This window comes from Agrococcus sp. UYP33, from assembly GCF_054060915.1.
Map to the genome: position 1 here is coordinate 240,073 of NZ_JBSSDR010000002.1, position 15,347 is coordinate 255,419.

The window sequence follows — 15,347 nt, forward strand, 5'->3', positions numbered from 1 at the left end:
TCCTTCCTCTCAGCCTAGCGGTGAGGGTTGACGCGCGTTACCTCCGACGCTACAGTCGATCGGTAACGCGCGATACCGACGTCGCGACCAGCGCTGGAGACACCTCGATGACGAGCACATTGCTGAACACCGGATGGGAATTCCGCCCGAAGGTGAGCGCCTTCACGGAGCTCGGCGGTGCGACGCGGGACTGGTCCGACGTGACAATCCCGCACGATGCCCTCATCGGCACGCAGCGCGATCCTGAGCTGCCGAACGGCGCCGCCACCGGCTACTTCCGCGGCGGGGCGTTCGAGTACCGCACCGGTCTGGCGCTCGATCCGGATGCACGCGGCAGCTTCGTCGCGCTGCAGTTCGACGGCGTCTACCGGGACGCGGCGGTGTTCGTCAACGGCAACCTCGCCGGTCAGCGCGCGTTCGGCTACTCGCGGTTCGCCGTACGGCTCGACCCGTTCCTCCGCTTCGACGGCCAGGACTCCGTGCGGGTCGAGTGCCGCTCGCACGAGGACAGCCGCTGGTACAGCGGCGCCGGCATCCACCGGGACGTCCATCTGATCGTCAAGAAGCCGGTGCACTTCGCCATCGATGGCGTGCGCGTGACGACGCCCGACATCGACGCCGACCGCGCGGTCGTCGAGATCGCGGCGACCGTGGAGAACACCGGCGCCACCACCGCCACCGTCAGCATGACGAGCGAGCTCGGCCACGTGGACGGGGCGCGCTCCCCGGGCGACCGCTCACCCGTGACCCTTCTGCCGGGCACCTCCACCGTCGTGCGGCACCGGCTCTACGTCGACGCGCCGCGCCTGTGGAGCGTGGAGGAGCCCGAGCGCTACGAGGTCGAAGTGGCACTGGAGCTCGAGGGTGAGCGGGTCGACATGGAGCTCGTGCGCTTCGGCATCCGATCGATCCAGGTCGACCCGCGCAAGGGCCTGCGGATCAACGGCCGCGAGGTGAAGCTGCGCGGCGCCTGCATCCATCACGACAATGGCCCTCTTGGCGCAGCCGCCATCGCCCGCGCCGAGGAGCGCCGGGTGCAGCTGCTCAAGCAGGCCGGCTTCAACGCGATCCGCAGCTCGCACAACCCGGCGAGCGAAGCGCTGCTCGAGGCGTGCGACCGCCTCGGCATGCTGGTGATGGACGAAGCGTTCGATGTCTGGACCTCCAGCAAGTCCGACTTCGACTTCGCCTTCGACTTCCCCCAGTGGTGGGAGCGCGACCTCGAGTCGATGGTGGCGCGGGCGTTCAACCACCCGAGCGTGATCATGTACTCGATCGGCAACGAGATCCCGGAGACGGGATCGCCCGACGGCGGCGTCTGGAGCCGGCGTCTCGCAGAGAAGGTGCGCTCGCTCGACGAGACCCGCTTCGTGACCAACGGCATCAATGGGTTCGTCTCCGTGCTCGACGCCGTCGTGGCGGGCATGCGCCAGCGCCGCGACGCGGCCGCGCAAGCGGGCGACGCCGGGCAGCCGGCCGCGGGAGGAGGCGTCAACGCGATGATGACTGAAGTCGGGGGGATGATGAACGCGATCGCGGCGTCACCGATGGTGAGCGAGCGCACGGCGGAGTCCTTCGCCGCGCTCGACATCGCCGGGCTCAACTACGGCGACGGTCGATACGCGCTCGAGCGCGAGCTCTTCCCGAACCGCATCGTGGTGGGTACCGAGACCTTCCCCGGGAACATCGCCCACAACTGGGCGCTCGTCTCCGAGCACTCGCACGTGATCGGCGACTTCACCTGGACAGGGTGGGACTACCTCGGCGAAGCCGGCATCGGCGGTGTCGCCTATTCCGACGGCACCGACGGCGCCACACCGACGACCGCGAAGCCCTATCCCTGGCTGACGGCGTGGACGGGTGACATCGACATCACCGGGCGTCGACGCCCCATCTCCTTCTACCGCGAGGTCGTCTTCGGACTCCGGTCGGACCCTTTCATCGCCGTCCACCGTCCCCAGCACCGGGGGAAGGCACTGCTCGCGACGCCATGGTCGTGGAGCGACGCGATCGACAGCTGGTCCTGGGACGGATTCGAGGGGCAACCGCTGCGCGTCGAGGTATACGCCCGTGCCGATCAGGTCGAGCTGCAGCTCGATGGGCGCCCGATCGCTCGAAGGGCCGTGGGTGCCGAGCTCGCATTCCGCGCCGACTTCGAGGTGGAGTACGAGCCCGGTGAGCTCACCGCCGTCGCCTTCGACAAGGGCGTCGAGATCGGGCGGACCTCGCTGCGCAGCGCGGGCTCCAGCACGCGCTTGCAGGTGACGAGCGATCGCTCGCGACTGAGCGCCGACACGCAAGACCTCGCCTTCGTGGACATCGCGATCACCGACGACCGAGGCGTCGAGCACCGCGGATGGGACCGGACGGTCCACGTCGAGGTCGACGGCAGCGCGGTGCTCCAGGGCCTCGCGAGCGCCAACCCGGAGAGCGAGGATCGCTTCACCGACGCGCGCTGCAGGACGTTCGACGGTCGGGCGCTCGCGATCATCCGCCCGACGGCACCCGGGCCCGTCCGCGTGACGGTCAGCGCGCGCGGCTGCGAGCCCGTCCGGCTCGAGCTCAGCGTGACCGGCGGAACCGCCGACGCCCGGGACACCGGAGCCCCCGATCACGAGACCGCACCAGCGGTGCTCGCCGAGACCTGAGCGAACGCGCTCAGACTGCTACACCCGACAAAGGAGTCACCCATGATCACCGATGACCAGCGGCCGCCCGTGCCCTCTGGAGGGGCCTTCCCCCTGCCCAGCGCGACGCCCGCAGAGGACACCGAGCAGCTCGCGGCTGCCGCGACTGCGGAGCCCGACCGTCCGAACGTCTCCAAGACGTTCATCACGCTCCTCGCACTCGGCGTGTTCGGCATCTACCTCGCCTTCGTGACGCCCATCGCGATCTCGCTCGCGATCCGCGTGAACGCGCTCGCCCCCGAGAACCCGGAGTACCTCGGCCTCCTGCTCGGCCTTGGCTCGCTCGCGGCCCTGCTGCTGAGCCCGCTCGGCGGCCAGCTGAGCGACCGCACCCGATCGCGCTTCGGTCGACGGCGCCCCTGGATCTTCGGCGGCACGCTCGTCGGCCTGGTGGGGCTGCTCATCATGGCTGTATCGCCCGCCGTCTCCGGCCTCGCGATCGGCTGGATCATCGCGCAGGTCGGGCTGAACCAGGCGGTCAACACCCTGGGGACCGTCCAGGCAGACAAGCTCCCGGAGCACCAGCGAGGCAAGGTCGGAGCGATCACCGGCTTCGCGACGATGGTGGCGCCCGTCGTCGGCTCCGTCGTCGGTGGGATGGTCGCGGATCAGCCGTTCCTGCTGTTCCTCGCCCCCGGGGCGGTCGCGATGCTCTTCGTGCTGGTGTTCATCGGCTACTACAAGGACGCCGACAGCCGGGGCCTCACCTTCGATGAGCCGCTCACCGCTCGCCTGCTGATCTCGAAGTACGTCTTCAACCCGCGTCGCTACCCCGACTACTCGTGGAACTGGCTCGGCCGGTTCCTGTTCTTCTTCGGCCTCACCCTCAACACCAGCTACACCGCGTTCTTCTTCTCCGAGCGCCTCGACATCCCCGTCGACCAGATCGGTGGGACCATCGCGACCGTTGGTGGTCTCGGCATCATCGGCACGATCGTGGGCGTCTTCGCGGGTGGCTTCCTGTCGGACAAGCTCCGCCGCCGCAAGCCGTTCGTGCTCGGCGCGGGTGTCGCCTTCGGCCTGGGCGCCCTGCTCATGGTCGTCGCACCGGGCTTCGAGCTGCTGCTCGTCGGCTCCCTCCTGTGCAACCTCAGCATCGGTGTCTTCTCTGCGGTCGACCAGGCGCTGTTCCTCGACGTGCTGCCGGAGCGCGATACCGAGGCTGGCCGCTTCATCAACCTGACGCAGCTCGCCAACATCTCCGCCCAGGCGGTGGCGCCGCTCGTCGCTGCGGTGGCGCTGGCGCTGCTCACCGTCGAGGACCGCTACGCGATCATCTACGCCGCCGCCGCGGTGTTCACCGTCGCTGGCGGCCTGGTGATCCTGAAGGTCAAGGCCGTCCGATGACGCGTGACTTCGCACTGTCTGGAGCGAGCACGCTCGGCGCGTGGTTGCAGGACCCGGCCGGTGCGCCGCTGGTCGAGGAGATCGCCACTCGCTCGGGGATGGATGCGCGCGCGCTCGCGATGCTGCGCAGGGTGTCGTTGCAACGGCTCGTCGAGCTGAGCGGTCGCCCTGACGCCCAGGAGATCGTCGCCCAGCTCGTCGCGCGGGTGCGCGATGCGAGGGGACCGTCCGGGGCTGAGGTTGCGGACCCCGCCTGGAGCGAGCGGATCTCCGTGAGTCGCTTCGACGGTGAGATGGTCGTCGTCACGGGCGCAGCGTCGGGCATCGGCCGAGCCGTCGCCTCGCGCATCGCTCGTGAGGGCGGGACGGTCGTCGCGGTCGACCTCGCGGAAGATCGCCTGCTGGAGCTCGCGGAGGGGCTCCCGAACGTGCGGGCGGTGCGCGCCGACATCACCACCGAGCGCGACGTGCAGCGCATCGTGGACGCCGCAGATGGCGCGGTGCACGGGCTCGCCAATGTCGCCGGCGTGCTCGATGACTTCAGCCCGCTGCACGAGATGGAGGACGCGGTGATGCAGCGCGTCTTCGAGGTCAACGTCTTCGGTCTCATGCGCCTGTCCCGCGCGTGCCTTCCGCTCATGCTGGCCGCTGGTCGTGGCTCGATCGTGAACGTCGCATCCGAGGCTGCCCTGCGGGGATCCTCAGCGGGTGCCGCCTACACCGCGTCGAAGCACGCGGTCATCGGCGTCACCCGGAGCGCAGCGTTCATGTACGAACCGGCGGGGATCCGCGTCAACGCGGTCGCGCCTGGAGGCACGCTGACCGGCATGCGGCCGACCCGCGCGAACGAGTTCGGACAGACGCGGGTGCAGAGCCATGCGTCCAGCCTCCCGATCGCGGTGCCCGAGGCGGTCGCCGCGCCCATCACCTATCTGCTCAGCCATGACGCGATCAACGTCAACGGCGCGGTGCTCCCTGCCGACGGCGGAGAGTCCGTCTTCTGATCCATGGCTCGACCCAACGGTGCGGACATGTCCGTCCGCACCGCACGAGAGGACCCGCACTGATGACCGCCGCCGCTGCGCTCCCACCGCTGAGAGCGATCGTCTGGCAGCCCGACGATGCCGACGACCGCTTCGGCTGGAACCTCGCGCGTGCCCGCGTGACCGTCACATCCTGACGACCGTGCCAAGTCCTACGAGAGAGACGAACGAACCGATGACCACTGCCTCCTTCATCAGCGCGCCCGAGTACACCGCGGGCGGACCGGCCGTGTACTTCCGGCGGGAGTTCTCGGTCGCGACGGCCCCGGAGCGGGCGACGCTGAGGATCACCGCTCTGGGCATCGTGGTGCCGCGCATGAACGGTCGACGCATCGGTGACGAGGTGCTCGCCCCGGGATGGACGTCGTACACGCACCGGTTGCACGTCAGCGAGCATGACGTCACCGAACTCATCGCAGCGGGAGAGAACGTCCTCGGCGCGGTCGTCGGTGAGGGGTGGGCGGTCGGCCCGCTCACGTGGGAGCTGAACAGGAGCAACTACGCGGAGCGGCCGGCGCTGTGGGCAGAGCTCACCCTGCACTACGGCGACCGCGAAGAGGTGGTCGGGTCTGACGAGACCTTCCAGGTCGGCGAGGGAGCCGTCCGTCAGAACGGGATCTACGAGGGCGAGAGCTACGACGCCCGACTCGAGCAGACGGGATGGGACACACCGGGATTCGACGGCTCTGCATGGCCTGCCGCGGCGATCTTCGAATGGTCGCCTGCCGTGCTCGAGCTCGACGCCGCCCCACCCATCCGCCGCACGCAGCAGCTCGCGCCCGTCGAGATCACCACGTCCCCCTCCGGAGCCACCATCCTGGACTTCGGGCAGATCCTGTCCGGCTGGGTGCGATTCACCGTCAACGGGCCCGCCGGGAGCACGGTCACCCTCCGTCACGCCGAGCTCCTCACACCGGAGGGGGAGCTCGAGGTCGAGACGCTGCGACAGGCGGCCGCCACGGATCGCTACACGCTCGCCGGCTCGGGCGACGAGACATGGGAGCCGGAGTTCACCTTCCACGGCTTCCGGTACGTGGAGGTCGACGGATGGCCCGCTCAGGTCGACCCCGCCGCGTTCACCGCGGTGGTGGTTCACACCGACATGGAGCGCGCCGGGTGGTTCGAGACCTCCGATCCGCTGGTGACCAAGCTGCACGAGAACACCGTCTGGGCGATGCGCGGCAACTTCGTCAGCGTCCCCACCGACTGCCCGCAGCGCGATGAGCGGCTGGGCTGGACCGGCGACCTGAACGCCTTCGCGCCCACCGCCACCTACCTCTACGACACTCGGGCGATCCTGCAGTCCTGGCTCAAGGACCTCGCAGCCGAGCAGCGCGCCGCCGGCACCGTCCCGTGGGTGGTCCCGGACGTGCTGCCCACCTCGTCCTCGCCGACCGCGGTGTGGAGCGACGTCGCGGTGAGCCTGCCCTGGGAGCTGTATCAGGAGCACGGCGACCTCGACATCCTCCGCGACAGCTACGAGTCGATGACCGCGTTCATCCGGGAGGTGGAGGGTCTGCTGGATGCCGAGGGCCTCTGGAGCGAGGGATTCCAGTTCGGCGACTGGCTCGACCCGGACGCCCCCGCCAGCAACCCCGCCGGGGGCAAGACGGACCGATACCTGGTCGCGAACGCGTACCTCTGCAAGACCACGCGAGAGATGGCCCGGACAGCGGAGCTGCTCGGCAACGTCGCCGACGCCGAGCACTTCCTCGCGCTCCACGAGCGGGTCCTGGTTGCGTTCCGCCGCGAGTTCGTCACGGAGTCCGGGCGCGTCGTCAACGAGTCCGCGACCGCCTACGCGCTGAGCATCATGTTCGACATCCTCCGCGCCGATCAGCTGGAGAAGGCGGGGGACCGGCTGGCCGAGATCGTCGAGGCCGCCGGCTACACGATCTCGACGGGATTCGCAGGCACGCCGCTGGTCCTCGATGCGCTGAGCAGCACCGGGCACATCGACGAGGCCTACAAGCTCCTCCTCGAGCAGCAGTGCCCGTCGTTCCTGTACCCGGTCACGATGGGTGCGACGACGATCTGGGAGCGGTGGGACTCCGTGCTGCCGGATGGCACGCTGAACTCGACCGGCATGACGTCTCTGAACCACTACGCGCTCGGAGCGGTCTCGAGCTGGCTGCACCGCGTCGTCGGCGGGCTCACGCGAGCCGCAGCGGGGTGGGAGCGCGTGGTCATCGCGCCGCAGCCTGGCGGAGGACTCACGTCCGCACGCACTGCCCACCGGACCCCTGCGGGGCTCGCCGAGGTGAGCTGGCGGATCGAGGCCGGTGACGTCGTGCTCGACGTGACCGTGCCCGAAGGGACAGATGCCTCCGTCGTGCTGCCGCTGCATCCCGACGGCGCCACGGCGGACGTCGGCGCCGGACGCCACTCGTGGCGCTACCCCGCGCCCGAGGGCTACGGCGTCACGGCGGCGTTCACGATGGACACCCCCATCAAGGAGATCTCCACCGACCCCGTCGTCTGGGCGGCGGTCGTCGAGGTCTTCAAGACCTACTTCCCCGGCGTCCCGATCGATGCCGCGGGCGCGCACATGGCGGCGATGCCGCTCAGCGCCGTCCTGGAGCGGATGCCAGGCGCGGCCGTCTCGGATCTCGCCCGGGACCTGGAAGCCGCCATCACCCCACGAGAGGCCACCCAGGCCTGACATCACCCCGCGGACTGCCTTCCGCCCCGGCCAGGTGCGGATGGACATCAAGGGCGAACGCATCCAGGCCCACGGCGGATCGATGTACATCGAAAGCGGCGTCTTCTATTGGTACGGCGAGCGGCTAGCGGGGGTCGATGCGCAGCGTCGTCCCGCGCGCCGGCTGACGGTTGAGCGCCTGCGTCGGCGAGCCGTTCCCGTAGCGCGCGCAGCAGCGCGCCTCAGCGCTCGGAGATCGCCTCGGCGGCGGGCGCCGCCTCCTGCGTCGCCGCCCATGAGGCCAGCATCCGCAGCGCGTCGGCGGTCGGGGATCCGGCGGGCGCGGTGTAGACATTGAGCACCAGCCCGGGCTCGCTCGGGAGCTCCATCGACTCGTAGTCGAGGTCGAGGTCGCCGACGACGGGGTGGTGGAGGCGCTTGCGTCCGCTGCGATGGAACATCACGTCGCGCGATGCCCAGCGCTGCCGGAAGAGCTCGCTCTGCGTCGACAGCTCGCCTACCAGGGCGATGAGCTCCGGATCGTGCGGGTTGCTGCCGACCTCCATGCGCAGCATCGCGGCGGCGTCGTTCGCGATCTGGTCGTAGTCGCGCCAGAAGACGCGCGCCGCGGGGTTCAGGTAGGCGAAGCGCGTGGTGTTCACGGGTCGTCGCGGGTCGTCGAAGACGGGGGCGTACAGGGCCCGGCCCATCCGGTTGGTCGCCAGGATGTCGTGCCGTCCGTTGCGCACCCACGCCGGGCTGTCGATCGCGTCGAGCACCTGCTGGACGGCGGGGCGCACGGCGCTGGTCGCGCGGGCGCGACGGGGTCTCGTCGGCCCGCTCGCGCGGGCGAGGTCGAACAGGTGCTGTCGCTCGGCGTCGTCGAGCTTGAGCGTCGAGGCGAGCGCGTCGAGGACGCTCTCGGACGCTCCCGCGAGGTTGCCCCGCTCGAGGCGGACGTAGTAGTCGACCGAGACGCCTGCGAGCATCGCGACCTCCTCGCGGCGCAGGCCCGGCACGCGCCGGTTGCCGCCGTAGGCAGGCAGGCCAGCCTCCTGCGGCGTGATGCGTGCGCGGCGCGAGCTGAGGAACTCGCGCACCTCGTTCCTGACGTCTCCCATGCCGACCACGCTACGCGCGGCGCTGGTAGGCCGGGAGGCACGGTCACTACCCCTCACCGGTGGCGGCCCGCAGGTCTCGGCTCGGGAGAGCGTCCTGGCTCTGCGATCAGAGCGTCGCGGCGTGGTCCGGGACGAACCGGAGCTCCTCGATCGGCGGCCGGGCGGTTCCGGCGGGCGCGGGACGCTCGGGGAACTCGACCTCGTCCGGGTCGAGCCGGTCGTACGGGACCTGGCTGAGGAGGTGCTTGATGGTGTTCAGCCGAGCGGCGCGCTTGTCGTCGCTGTTGATCGACCACCACGGCGCGTGCGCCCGGTCGGTGACGTCGAACATCGCGTCCTTGGCCTGGGAGTAGTCCTCCCACTTGGTGATCGACAGCAGGTCGGTCTCCGAGAGCTTCCAGCGCCGCATGGGGTCGTTGAGCCGAGACCGGAATCGCTTCTCCTGCTCGGTGTCGGAGACGGAGTACCAGTACTTCACGAGGATGATCCCGTCGTCGACGAGCATCTGCTCCACGACGGGGGCCTGCGCGAGGAAGCGGTCGTACTCCTCCTCGGTGCAGTAGCCCATGACGCGCTCGACGCCGGCGCGGTTGTACCAGGAGCGGTCCATCAGCACGATCTCGCCCTTGGTGGGCAGCCGCTCGATGTACCGCTGGAAGTACCACTGGCCCTTCTCGCGCTCGGTGGGCTGCGGCAGCGCGACCACGCGGGCGTGGCGCGGGTTGAGGTACTGCATGACCCGCTTGATCGCACCGCCCTTGCCGGCGGCGTCACGGCCTTCGAAGAGGACGAGGATGCGGGCGTCGGCCGCGATGACCCACTGCTGCATGCTGACGAGCTCGACCTGCAGGCGCTTGAGCTCCTGCTCGTACTTCTGCTTGTCGACGCGTCGGGTCTTGTGCTTCTTGCCCTGCTTCTTGCTCGCCATGGCGTGTGCTCTCGATCGGGGAGCGGATCCGCCGGTTGGCGTTCGGCCGCTCGGTCATCATGGCAGTCACGCCCGGAAGGTCACCGCAGCAGCAGCTCGAAGGGCACCGGGCTCGCGCGGTAGCGCGCTGCGGAGTGTCGCGACGGCGCGACCAGCACGACGGATGCGGCCGCCTCCGCGGTCGGGTAGTCGTCGAACGAGTCGGTCCAGAAGCGCCGCCGCTCGATCGGGATGCCGGCCTCGCGGATCGCCGTCAGCTTGCTGGCGCCGCGGATGTGGCGCTCGAAGACCGGGCCGGTCGGCGTCCAGCGGAGCGTGGAGGCCAGCAGCAGGTCGTGCTCGACCCCGGCGGCGGCGAGGAACGCCGACGCCAGGCGCTGCTCGGAGCCGGTGGCGACGACGATGTGCGCACCCTCGCGCCGCAGCCCAGCGGCCACCTCGAGCATCGAGCGACGGCTCGCGATCCTGCCGAGCCGAGCGCCGACATCGCGCGCGAGCGCGTCGTACATCGGCTCCGGCATGCCGCGCAGGAGGCTGCGCGCCACCTCGCGCGAGGCGGCCGCGTGCCGCGGCACGTCGTGACCGGCGCGCAGCCAGCGGGCGAGCGCGGGAGCGCTTCGGGCGCCCATGACGGGGGAGCGGCGAGCCGCCTCGACCAGCAGCGTGGCGAAGGTGTCGCGCGTCGAGAGCACGCCGTCGAGGTCGAGCACGGCGTCGGTCATGGTCGTCAGCCTGCCAGTGCCAGCCTGCCGATGGCTGGCGCGCCGCGTCAGGGCAGGGCGTGGCCGGGCTGCAGCTCGCTGCGGCTGAGGCGCGTCGGGCGGAACTCCTGGATGCTCACGAGCGTCGGGTCGGGCGCGACGCCGGGGCCGCCGGCGTTCACCCACTCGACGATGTCGTTCGTCACCACGGTGTCGTTCACCTCGCCGATCCAGACGGGCGTAGCACCGGCCGCGCTGCCCGCTTCGCTCGGCAGCACCACCACGACGTTCGAGTGCTCGCACGCGTCGAGGCACTTGCTCGGGATGACCGTCGCCGATCCCGCGGTGCCATCGCGGAAGGCCGTGAGCTGCGCGCCGTGGTCGACCTCCGGATGCTTGCGCCGGCTCCCGCAGTCGCCGCCGCGGCAGACGACGACGGTGAGCTCCTCCGGCGGCGCGGACGGCTTCGGTCGCTTCGTACGCTGCTTCGCCATCGTGATCCTCAGTCCCCGTTGCGCTTGCGTGCCTGCATCCGCAGGACTCCGGTCGGGAGCACCTCGACGACGAAGAGCTCGCTCGCGCGAACCAGGTCCGAGAGCTTCGCGTAGCCCCAGTTGCGCGGGTCGAAGTCAGGGTGCTGCTTGCGCATGAGCTGGCCCACTGTCGAGAGGTGGGCCCAGCCGTCCTCGCCGGAAGCGGCGGTGGCACTCGAGCGCAACCCTGAGACGAGCTTGCTGTCCGCGCGCAGCTTGGCCGTCGGCGTGCGCGTGGGCACGGGTGCGGTGGCGGCGCTCTCGGCAGCAGGCGCATCGAGCACCTCGAGGTACGTGAACTGGTCGCACGCGTTGCGGAAGGCCTCGGGCGTCTTCCGCTCGCCGAAGCCGTAGACCGTGACGCCCTCCTCGCGGATGCGAGACGCGAGACGGGTGAAGTCGCTGTCGGACGACACGATGCAGAAGCCCTGGAAGCGACGCGTGTACAGCAGGTCCATTCCGTCGATGATGAGCGCGCTGTCCGTCGCGTTCTTGCCCGTCGTGTTCGCGAACTGCTGCATCGGCTGGATGACGTGCTCACTGGCGGAGAGCTTCCACGAGCTCAGCTCCGGCCGCGTCCAGTCACCGTAGACGCGCTTCACGGAGGCGGTGCCGAAGCGCGCGATCTCGGTGAGCACCGCGCCGATCTTCGTCGGCGAGACATTGTCGGCGTCGACGAGGACGGCCAGGAGGTCGTGGGGCTTCGCCATGGGTCCAGCATGGCAGTGGCACGCTCGGCCTCCGCGCGGGCGCTTAGGCTGAGAAGACGAACGATCGAGCGGGGGAGCGGCATGGAGCAGGAGCAGCAGATCGCAGACGATCCGCTCGCGCTCGAGCGTCAGATCTGCTTCGCCCTCGCGGCCGCGTCGCGCAGCATCGTCAACGCGTATCGGCCGGTGCTGCAGCCGCTCGGCCTCTCGCATCCCCAGTACCTGGTGATGCTCGCGCTGTGGGGCTCCTCCCCGCTCTCGCTCCGGACGCTGAGCGAGATGCTGCGGCTCGAGCCCGCCACCGCCTCGCCGCTCGTGAAGCGCCTCGAGGCGGCCGGGCTCGTGTCTCGCACGCGTCGGCCCGGCGACGAGCGCACGCTCGACATCGCGCTGACGGAGGAGGGCCGTCGCCTGCGCGAGAAGGCGTCGGCGGTGCCTGGCACGATGGTGGAGCGCCTGGGGCTCGAGCTCGACGAGCTGGAGCAGCTGCGCTCGCTGATGGGGCGGCTCATGGACGCCGCCGACCGCTCGCCTCGAGACTGATCGACGCGCTCCGGCCGTCAGAGCCCGGGGAGCACCACCACCGCGACGAAGGCCGCGGTCGCCGCGAGTGACAGCACGATGCCGCCGGAGATCGCCAGCTTGATCGCCAGCACGTCGCCGCGCGTAAAGCTCTGCGGGTCGCGGCGGCGCTGACCGTCGAGCGTGACGGGGGTGGGCTGCTGCTGCGCGTCCATGGCTGGCTCCATCAGTGCGAGGCGCGGCCCGAGCCGCTCCCGGCGTCGAACCTTCGTGCACTAATCGTACCAGTCCTACCGCTCGCGGTGGGGTGCTCAGGGCTCCAGCTCGAGCTCGGCGACGACCGCGTGGACGCGGCGGCGCTGCTCGTCGTCGAGGCCGAGGATGGGGCGGGGGAGGCAGCTGCGCGTCGCCATGCCGAGGTGCTCGGCGATCGCAGCGGTGACGCGCAGGCTGCCGTGCTCGGCGAACAGGTCCCACAGCGGCTGCAGCCGGGCGGATGCGGCTGCGGCAGCGTCGTGGTCGCCCGCGAGCGCCGCCCGCGTCAGCGCGACCATGGGCGGCGCGATCGTGCCGGCGATCACCGAGTACCAGGCGTCGCAGCCGGCCGCGAGCCCTCGTGCGGCGTGCGCGTCACCGGAGATCCCGATCGTGATGCGCTCGGGCAGGAGCGCACGGAGCTCGCGCAGCCGTTCCTGCGCGGCCGTCGCGTCGGCGATGCCGGGGATCTTGATCGACGCGATGCCGGGGAGATCGGCGAGCCGCGCGTAGAGCGCGTCGTCGAAGGCGAACCGCGTCGTGCCGGGGTTGTCGTAGACGATCACCGGCAGGTCGGCGTGCTCGACGACGTCGGTGAAGAGCCCCAGGACGTCGGCCGCGGTGAGGGGCTGATAGCTGACCGGTGCCACGAGGAGGGCTCGCGCGCCGGCGTCCTGCGCGTCGCTCGCGTGCTCGAGCACGTGCTTGGTGCGGAGCGCACCTACCCCGGCGAACACCGGGACGCCGCCCGCGTGCTCGACTGCGGTCGCGATGGCCGCCTGGCGCTCCGCGCGGTCGAGGTAGGCGTAGGACCCGGTCGAGCCGAGCACGGTGATGCTGTCGACCCCGGCGGCGACGAGCCGGCGCACGATCGCGGCGAGCGCGTCGTGGTCGACCGCGTCGTCGCGCAGCGGGGTCAGGGGGAAGGCGCTCAGTCCGGTGAACACGGGTCTCCTCTGCGGTCGGGATGCTGCGGGTCGAGCCGGGTGCACGACGCCGAGCCCGCGGTCCATCGTCGCGCAGCGGAGCGCTGCTACGGTCCAGGATCGTGCGGGTCGCCGCGACGAACCATCGGAGGACGCCATGACCGATCGCTACACCGCCGCCGACGACCGCTACGAAGCCGCCGGCGCCGTCTACCGCAAGGCCGGCTCGAGCGGTCTCCGGCTGCCCGCGCTGTCGCTCGGGCTCTGGCAGAACTTCGGCGCGACCACGCCCTTCGAGACGCAGCGGGCGATCCTCACCCGGGCCCTCGACCTCGGGATCACCCACTTCGACCTCGCGAACAACTACGGTCCGCCCTACGGCGCCGCGGAGGACGGCTTCGGCCGGCACCTGGAGCGCGACCTCATGCCGTACCGCGACGAGCTCGTGATCTCGACGAAGGCGGGCTACGACATGTGGCCCGGGCCCTACGGCGACGGCGGCTCGCGCAAGTACCTCTTCGCATCCCTCGACCAGAGCCTGCGGCGGATGGGGCTCGACCACGTCGACGTGTTCTACCACCACCGGCCCGATCCGGAGACGCCGCTCGAGGAGACGATCGGCGCGCTCGCCGACATCGTGCGCTCCGGTCGCGCCCGCTACGCCGCGATCTCGAACTACTCGCCGGAGCAGACGGAGGCCGCCGCCGCGACGATCGCCGGTCTCGGCAGCAGCCTGCTGCTGCACCAGCCGCGGTACTCGATGCTCGACCGGCGCGTCGAGGACGGCCTGCTCGACGTGGTCGGCCGCCTCGGCATGGGGATGGTCGTCTTCTCGCCGCTCGCGCAGGGGCTGCTCACCGACCGCTACCTCGACGGGGTGCCCTCCGGGTCGCGCGCGACGCACTCCCGCTACCTCCGCTCCGGCGACATCACGGAGGCGAAGGTCGCGATCGCGCGCGACCTCGACGCGATCGCGCGTCGGCGGGGCCAGACGCTCGCGCAGCTCGCCCTGCAGTGGGTGCTGCGCGACGAGCGCGTGACGTCGGCGATCGTGGGGGCCAGCAGCGTCGCGCAGCTCGAGTCGAACGTCGCCGCGCTCGAGGCGGCACCGCTCGACGACGCCGTGCTCGCCGAGATCGATGCGGTGCTCGCGCGGGCTGACGCCGGTCGCGCCTGACGGCGGCTCCGCTCAGGGAGCGGCCCGGGGCATCAGCCCGTGGCGCCGCCGGAGCCGAGCAGCGGGTGCAGCGTCGCGGTGATGGCGACGATCGCGACGGCGACCGCCGTCACGACGGCGCTCGCGCCGCCGCCTCGGGCCGTGCGGAGCAGCACGATGACGGTGGCGAGGCAGGCGATCGCCGCCCACACGAGCAGCACCATCCCCACGATGAAGAACAGCTCGACGGGGCCGTCGAGGGTGTTGACCCACCCGGCGAGCTGCAGCACGGCGGCGGCAGCGGCGGCGACCACGATCGAGATGATGGCGAGCGGCCAGGCGTCGTGCTGCGTGCCGGCCCGGACGCGGCCACGGAGACCGCCTGCGGCCGGAGAGAGTGCGCTCATGGTGCGAGCATGCAGGCAGGCGCGCCCGCGCGCAAGCGCCTGCGCCACAGTTCATCTGGCGGTAGTCCGGGGCGCGCCGCGATGGCGTGGCCTACGCTTGCGGCCATGCTCGAGCTGCGCCCGAACTGCGAATGCTGCGACCGGGATCTGGCGCCCAGCGACGTGGCCTACATCTGCACGTTCGAGTGCACGTGGTGCCCGGCGTGCGTCGAGGCATTCCCGGGCCGCGCGTGCCCCAACTGCGGCGGCACGCTCGAGCTGCGGCCGGTGCGACCGCCCGCTGCGCTGCTGCGGCATCCGGCGAGCACGACGAGGGTCGTGTCGGCGAGCTGCCGCGAGGCGGCGGAGTCGCCGGCATGACGGGAGAGGG

General features: G+C 70.9%; 15 protein-coding genes. 7 read left to right on the plus strand and 8 right to left on the minus strand.

The genetic code is table 11. The annotated features are described in order from the left end of the window. The first annotated feature begins 107 nt into the window (after window positions 1-107). The 4 genes from ACVWW9_RS11410 to ACVWW9_RS11425 all read left to right on the plus strand — a co-directional run bounded on the left by ACVWW9_RS11410 (window position 108) and on the right by ACVWW9_RS11425 (window position 7,739). Window positions 108-2,648 (plus strand): glycoside hydrolase family 2 TIM barrel-domain containing protein, encoded by a 2,541-nt coding sequence (locus ACVWW9_RS11410; protein WP_456515606.1) that lies wholly within the window; start codon window positions 108-110, stop codon window positions 2,646-2,648. A 42-nt stretch (window positions 2,649-2,690) separates the two neighbouring features. Continuing rightward, window positions 2,691-4,034 (plus strand): MFS transporter, encoded by a 1,344-nt coding sequence (locus ACVWW9_RS11415; protein WP_456515607.1) that lies wholly within the window; start codon window positions 2,691-2,693, stop codon window positions 4,032-4,034. After that, window positions 4,031-5,038 carry an SDR family NAD(P)-dependent oxidoreductase gene (locus tag ACVWW9_RS11420; protein ID WP_456515608.1) on the plus strand — a complete coding sequence of 336 codons (1,008 nt, stop codon included), beginning with the start codon at window positions 4,031-4,033 and terminating at the stop codon, window positions 5,036-5,038. The genes ACVWW9_RS11415 and ACVWW9_RS11420 overlap by 4 nt, the downstream gene beginning before the upstream one ends. A 214-nt stretch (window positions 5,039-5,252) precedes the next feature. Next, window positions 5,253-7,739, plus strand: coding sequence for a family 78 glycoside hydrolase catalytic domain (locus ACVWW9_RS11425; RefSeq protein ID WP_456515609.1), 2,487 nt, complete (start codon window positions 5,253-5,255; stop codon window positions 7,737-7,739). Window positions 7,740-7,960: 221 nt separating this feature from the next. Here the strand turns inward: ACVWW9_RS11425 and ACVWW9_RS11430 are convergent, their stop codons facing one another. From ACVWW9_RS11430 to ACVWW9_RS11450, 5 genes are all read right to left on the minus strand, one after another. After that, window positions 7,961-8,839 (minus strand): helix-turn-helix transcriptional regulator, encoded by an 879-nt coding sequence (locus ACVWW9_RS11430; RefSeq protein ID WP_354261080.1) that lies wholly within the window; start codon window positions 8,837-8,839, stop codon window positions 7,961-7,963. 106 nt (window positions 8,840-8,945) lie between these two features. Further along, the gene (gene ppk2 / locus ACVWW9_RS11435) at window positions 8,946-9,767 is read right to left on the minus strand and encodes a polyphosphate kinase 2 (RefSeq protein ID WP_456515610.1); all 822 of its coding nucleotides are present in this window, start codon (window positions 9,765-9,767) and stop codon (window positions 8,946-8,948) included. Between the two features lie 80 nt (window positions 9,768-9,847). After that, window positions 9,848-10,489, minus strand: a complete 642-nt coding sequence (locus ACVWW9_RS11440) for an HAD family hydrolase (RefSeq protein WP_456515611.1) — start codon at window positions 10,487-10,489, stop codon at window positions 9,848-9,850. A 47-nt stretch (window positions 10,490-10,536) separates the two neighbouring features. Further along, a complete protein-coding gene (locus tag ACVWW9_RS11445; RefSeq protein WP_456515612.1) occupies window positions 10,537-10,962 on the minus strand; it encodes a hypothetical protein in 426 nt (141 codons plus the stop codon). Between the two features lie 8 nt (window positions 10,963-10,970). Continuing rightward, entirely contained in the window at window positions 10,971-11,711 is a 741-nt protein-coding gene (locus tag ACVWW9_RS11450) for an NYN domain-containing protein (RefSeq protein WP_456515613.1), read from the minus strand. 81 nt (window positions 11,712-11,792) lie between these two features. Between ACVWW9_RS11450 and ACVWW9_RS11455 the strand changes: the two genes are divergently transcribed. After that, window positions 11,793-12,254, plus strand: coding sequence for a MarR family winged helix-turn-helix transcriptional regulator (locus tag ACVWW9_RS11455; RefSeq protein ID WP_354261070.1), 462 nt, complete (start codon window positions 11,793-11,795; stop codon window positions 12,252-12,254). 17 nt (window positions 12,255-12,271) lie between these two features. On the opposite strand, the gene ACVWW9_RS11460 is transcribed toward ACVWW9_RS11455, so the two are convergent. Continuing rightward, the gene (locus ACVWW9_RS11460; RefSeq protein WP_456515614.1) at window positions 12,272-12,448 is read right to left on the minus strand and encodes a hypothetical protein; all 177 of its coding nucleotides are present in this window, start codon (window positions 12,446-12,448) and stop codon (window positions 12,272-12,274) included. 96 nt (window positions 12,449-12,544) lie between these two features. Continuing rightward, window positions 12,545-13,435 carry a dihydrodipicolinate synthase family protein gene (locus tag ACVWW9_RS11465; RefSeq protein WP_456515615.1) on the minus strand — a complete coding sequence of 297 codons (891 nt, stop codon included), beginning with the start codon at window positions 13,433-13,435 and terminating at the stop codon, window positions 12,545-12,547. Window positions 13,436-13,571: 136 nt separating this feature from the next. Here ACVWW9_RS11465 and ACVWW9_RS11470 point away from each other — a divergent pair, with 136 nt between their 5' ends. Then, window positions 13,572-14,591, plus strand: coding sequence for an aldo/keto reductase (locus ACVWW9_RS11470; protein WP_456515616.1), 1,020 nt, complete (start codon window positions 13,572-13,574; stop codon window positions 14,589-14,591). Window positions 14,592-14,623: 32 nt separating this feature from the next. On the opposite strand, the gene ACVWW9_RS11475 is transcribed toward ACVWW9_RS11470, so the two are convergent. Further along, entirely contained in the window at window positions 14,624-14,977 is a 354-nt protein-coding gene (locus ACVWW9_RS11475) for a hypothetical protein (RefSeq protein WP_456515617.1), read from the minus strand. A 105-nt stretch (window positions 14,978-15,082) separates the two neighbouring features. Between ACVWW9_RS11475 and ACVWW9_RS11480 the strand changes: the two genes are divergently transcribed. Then, window positions 15,083-15,337 carry a DUF1272 domain-containing protein gene (locus ACVWW9_RS11480; RefSeq protein WP_456515618.1) on the plus strand — a complete coding sequence of 85 codons (255 nt, stop codon included), beginning with the start codon at window positions 15,083-15,085 and terminating at the stop codon, window positions 15,335-15,337. The last annotated feature ends 10 nt before the right edge of the window (window positions 15,338-15,347 follow it).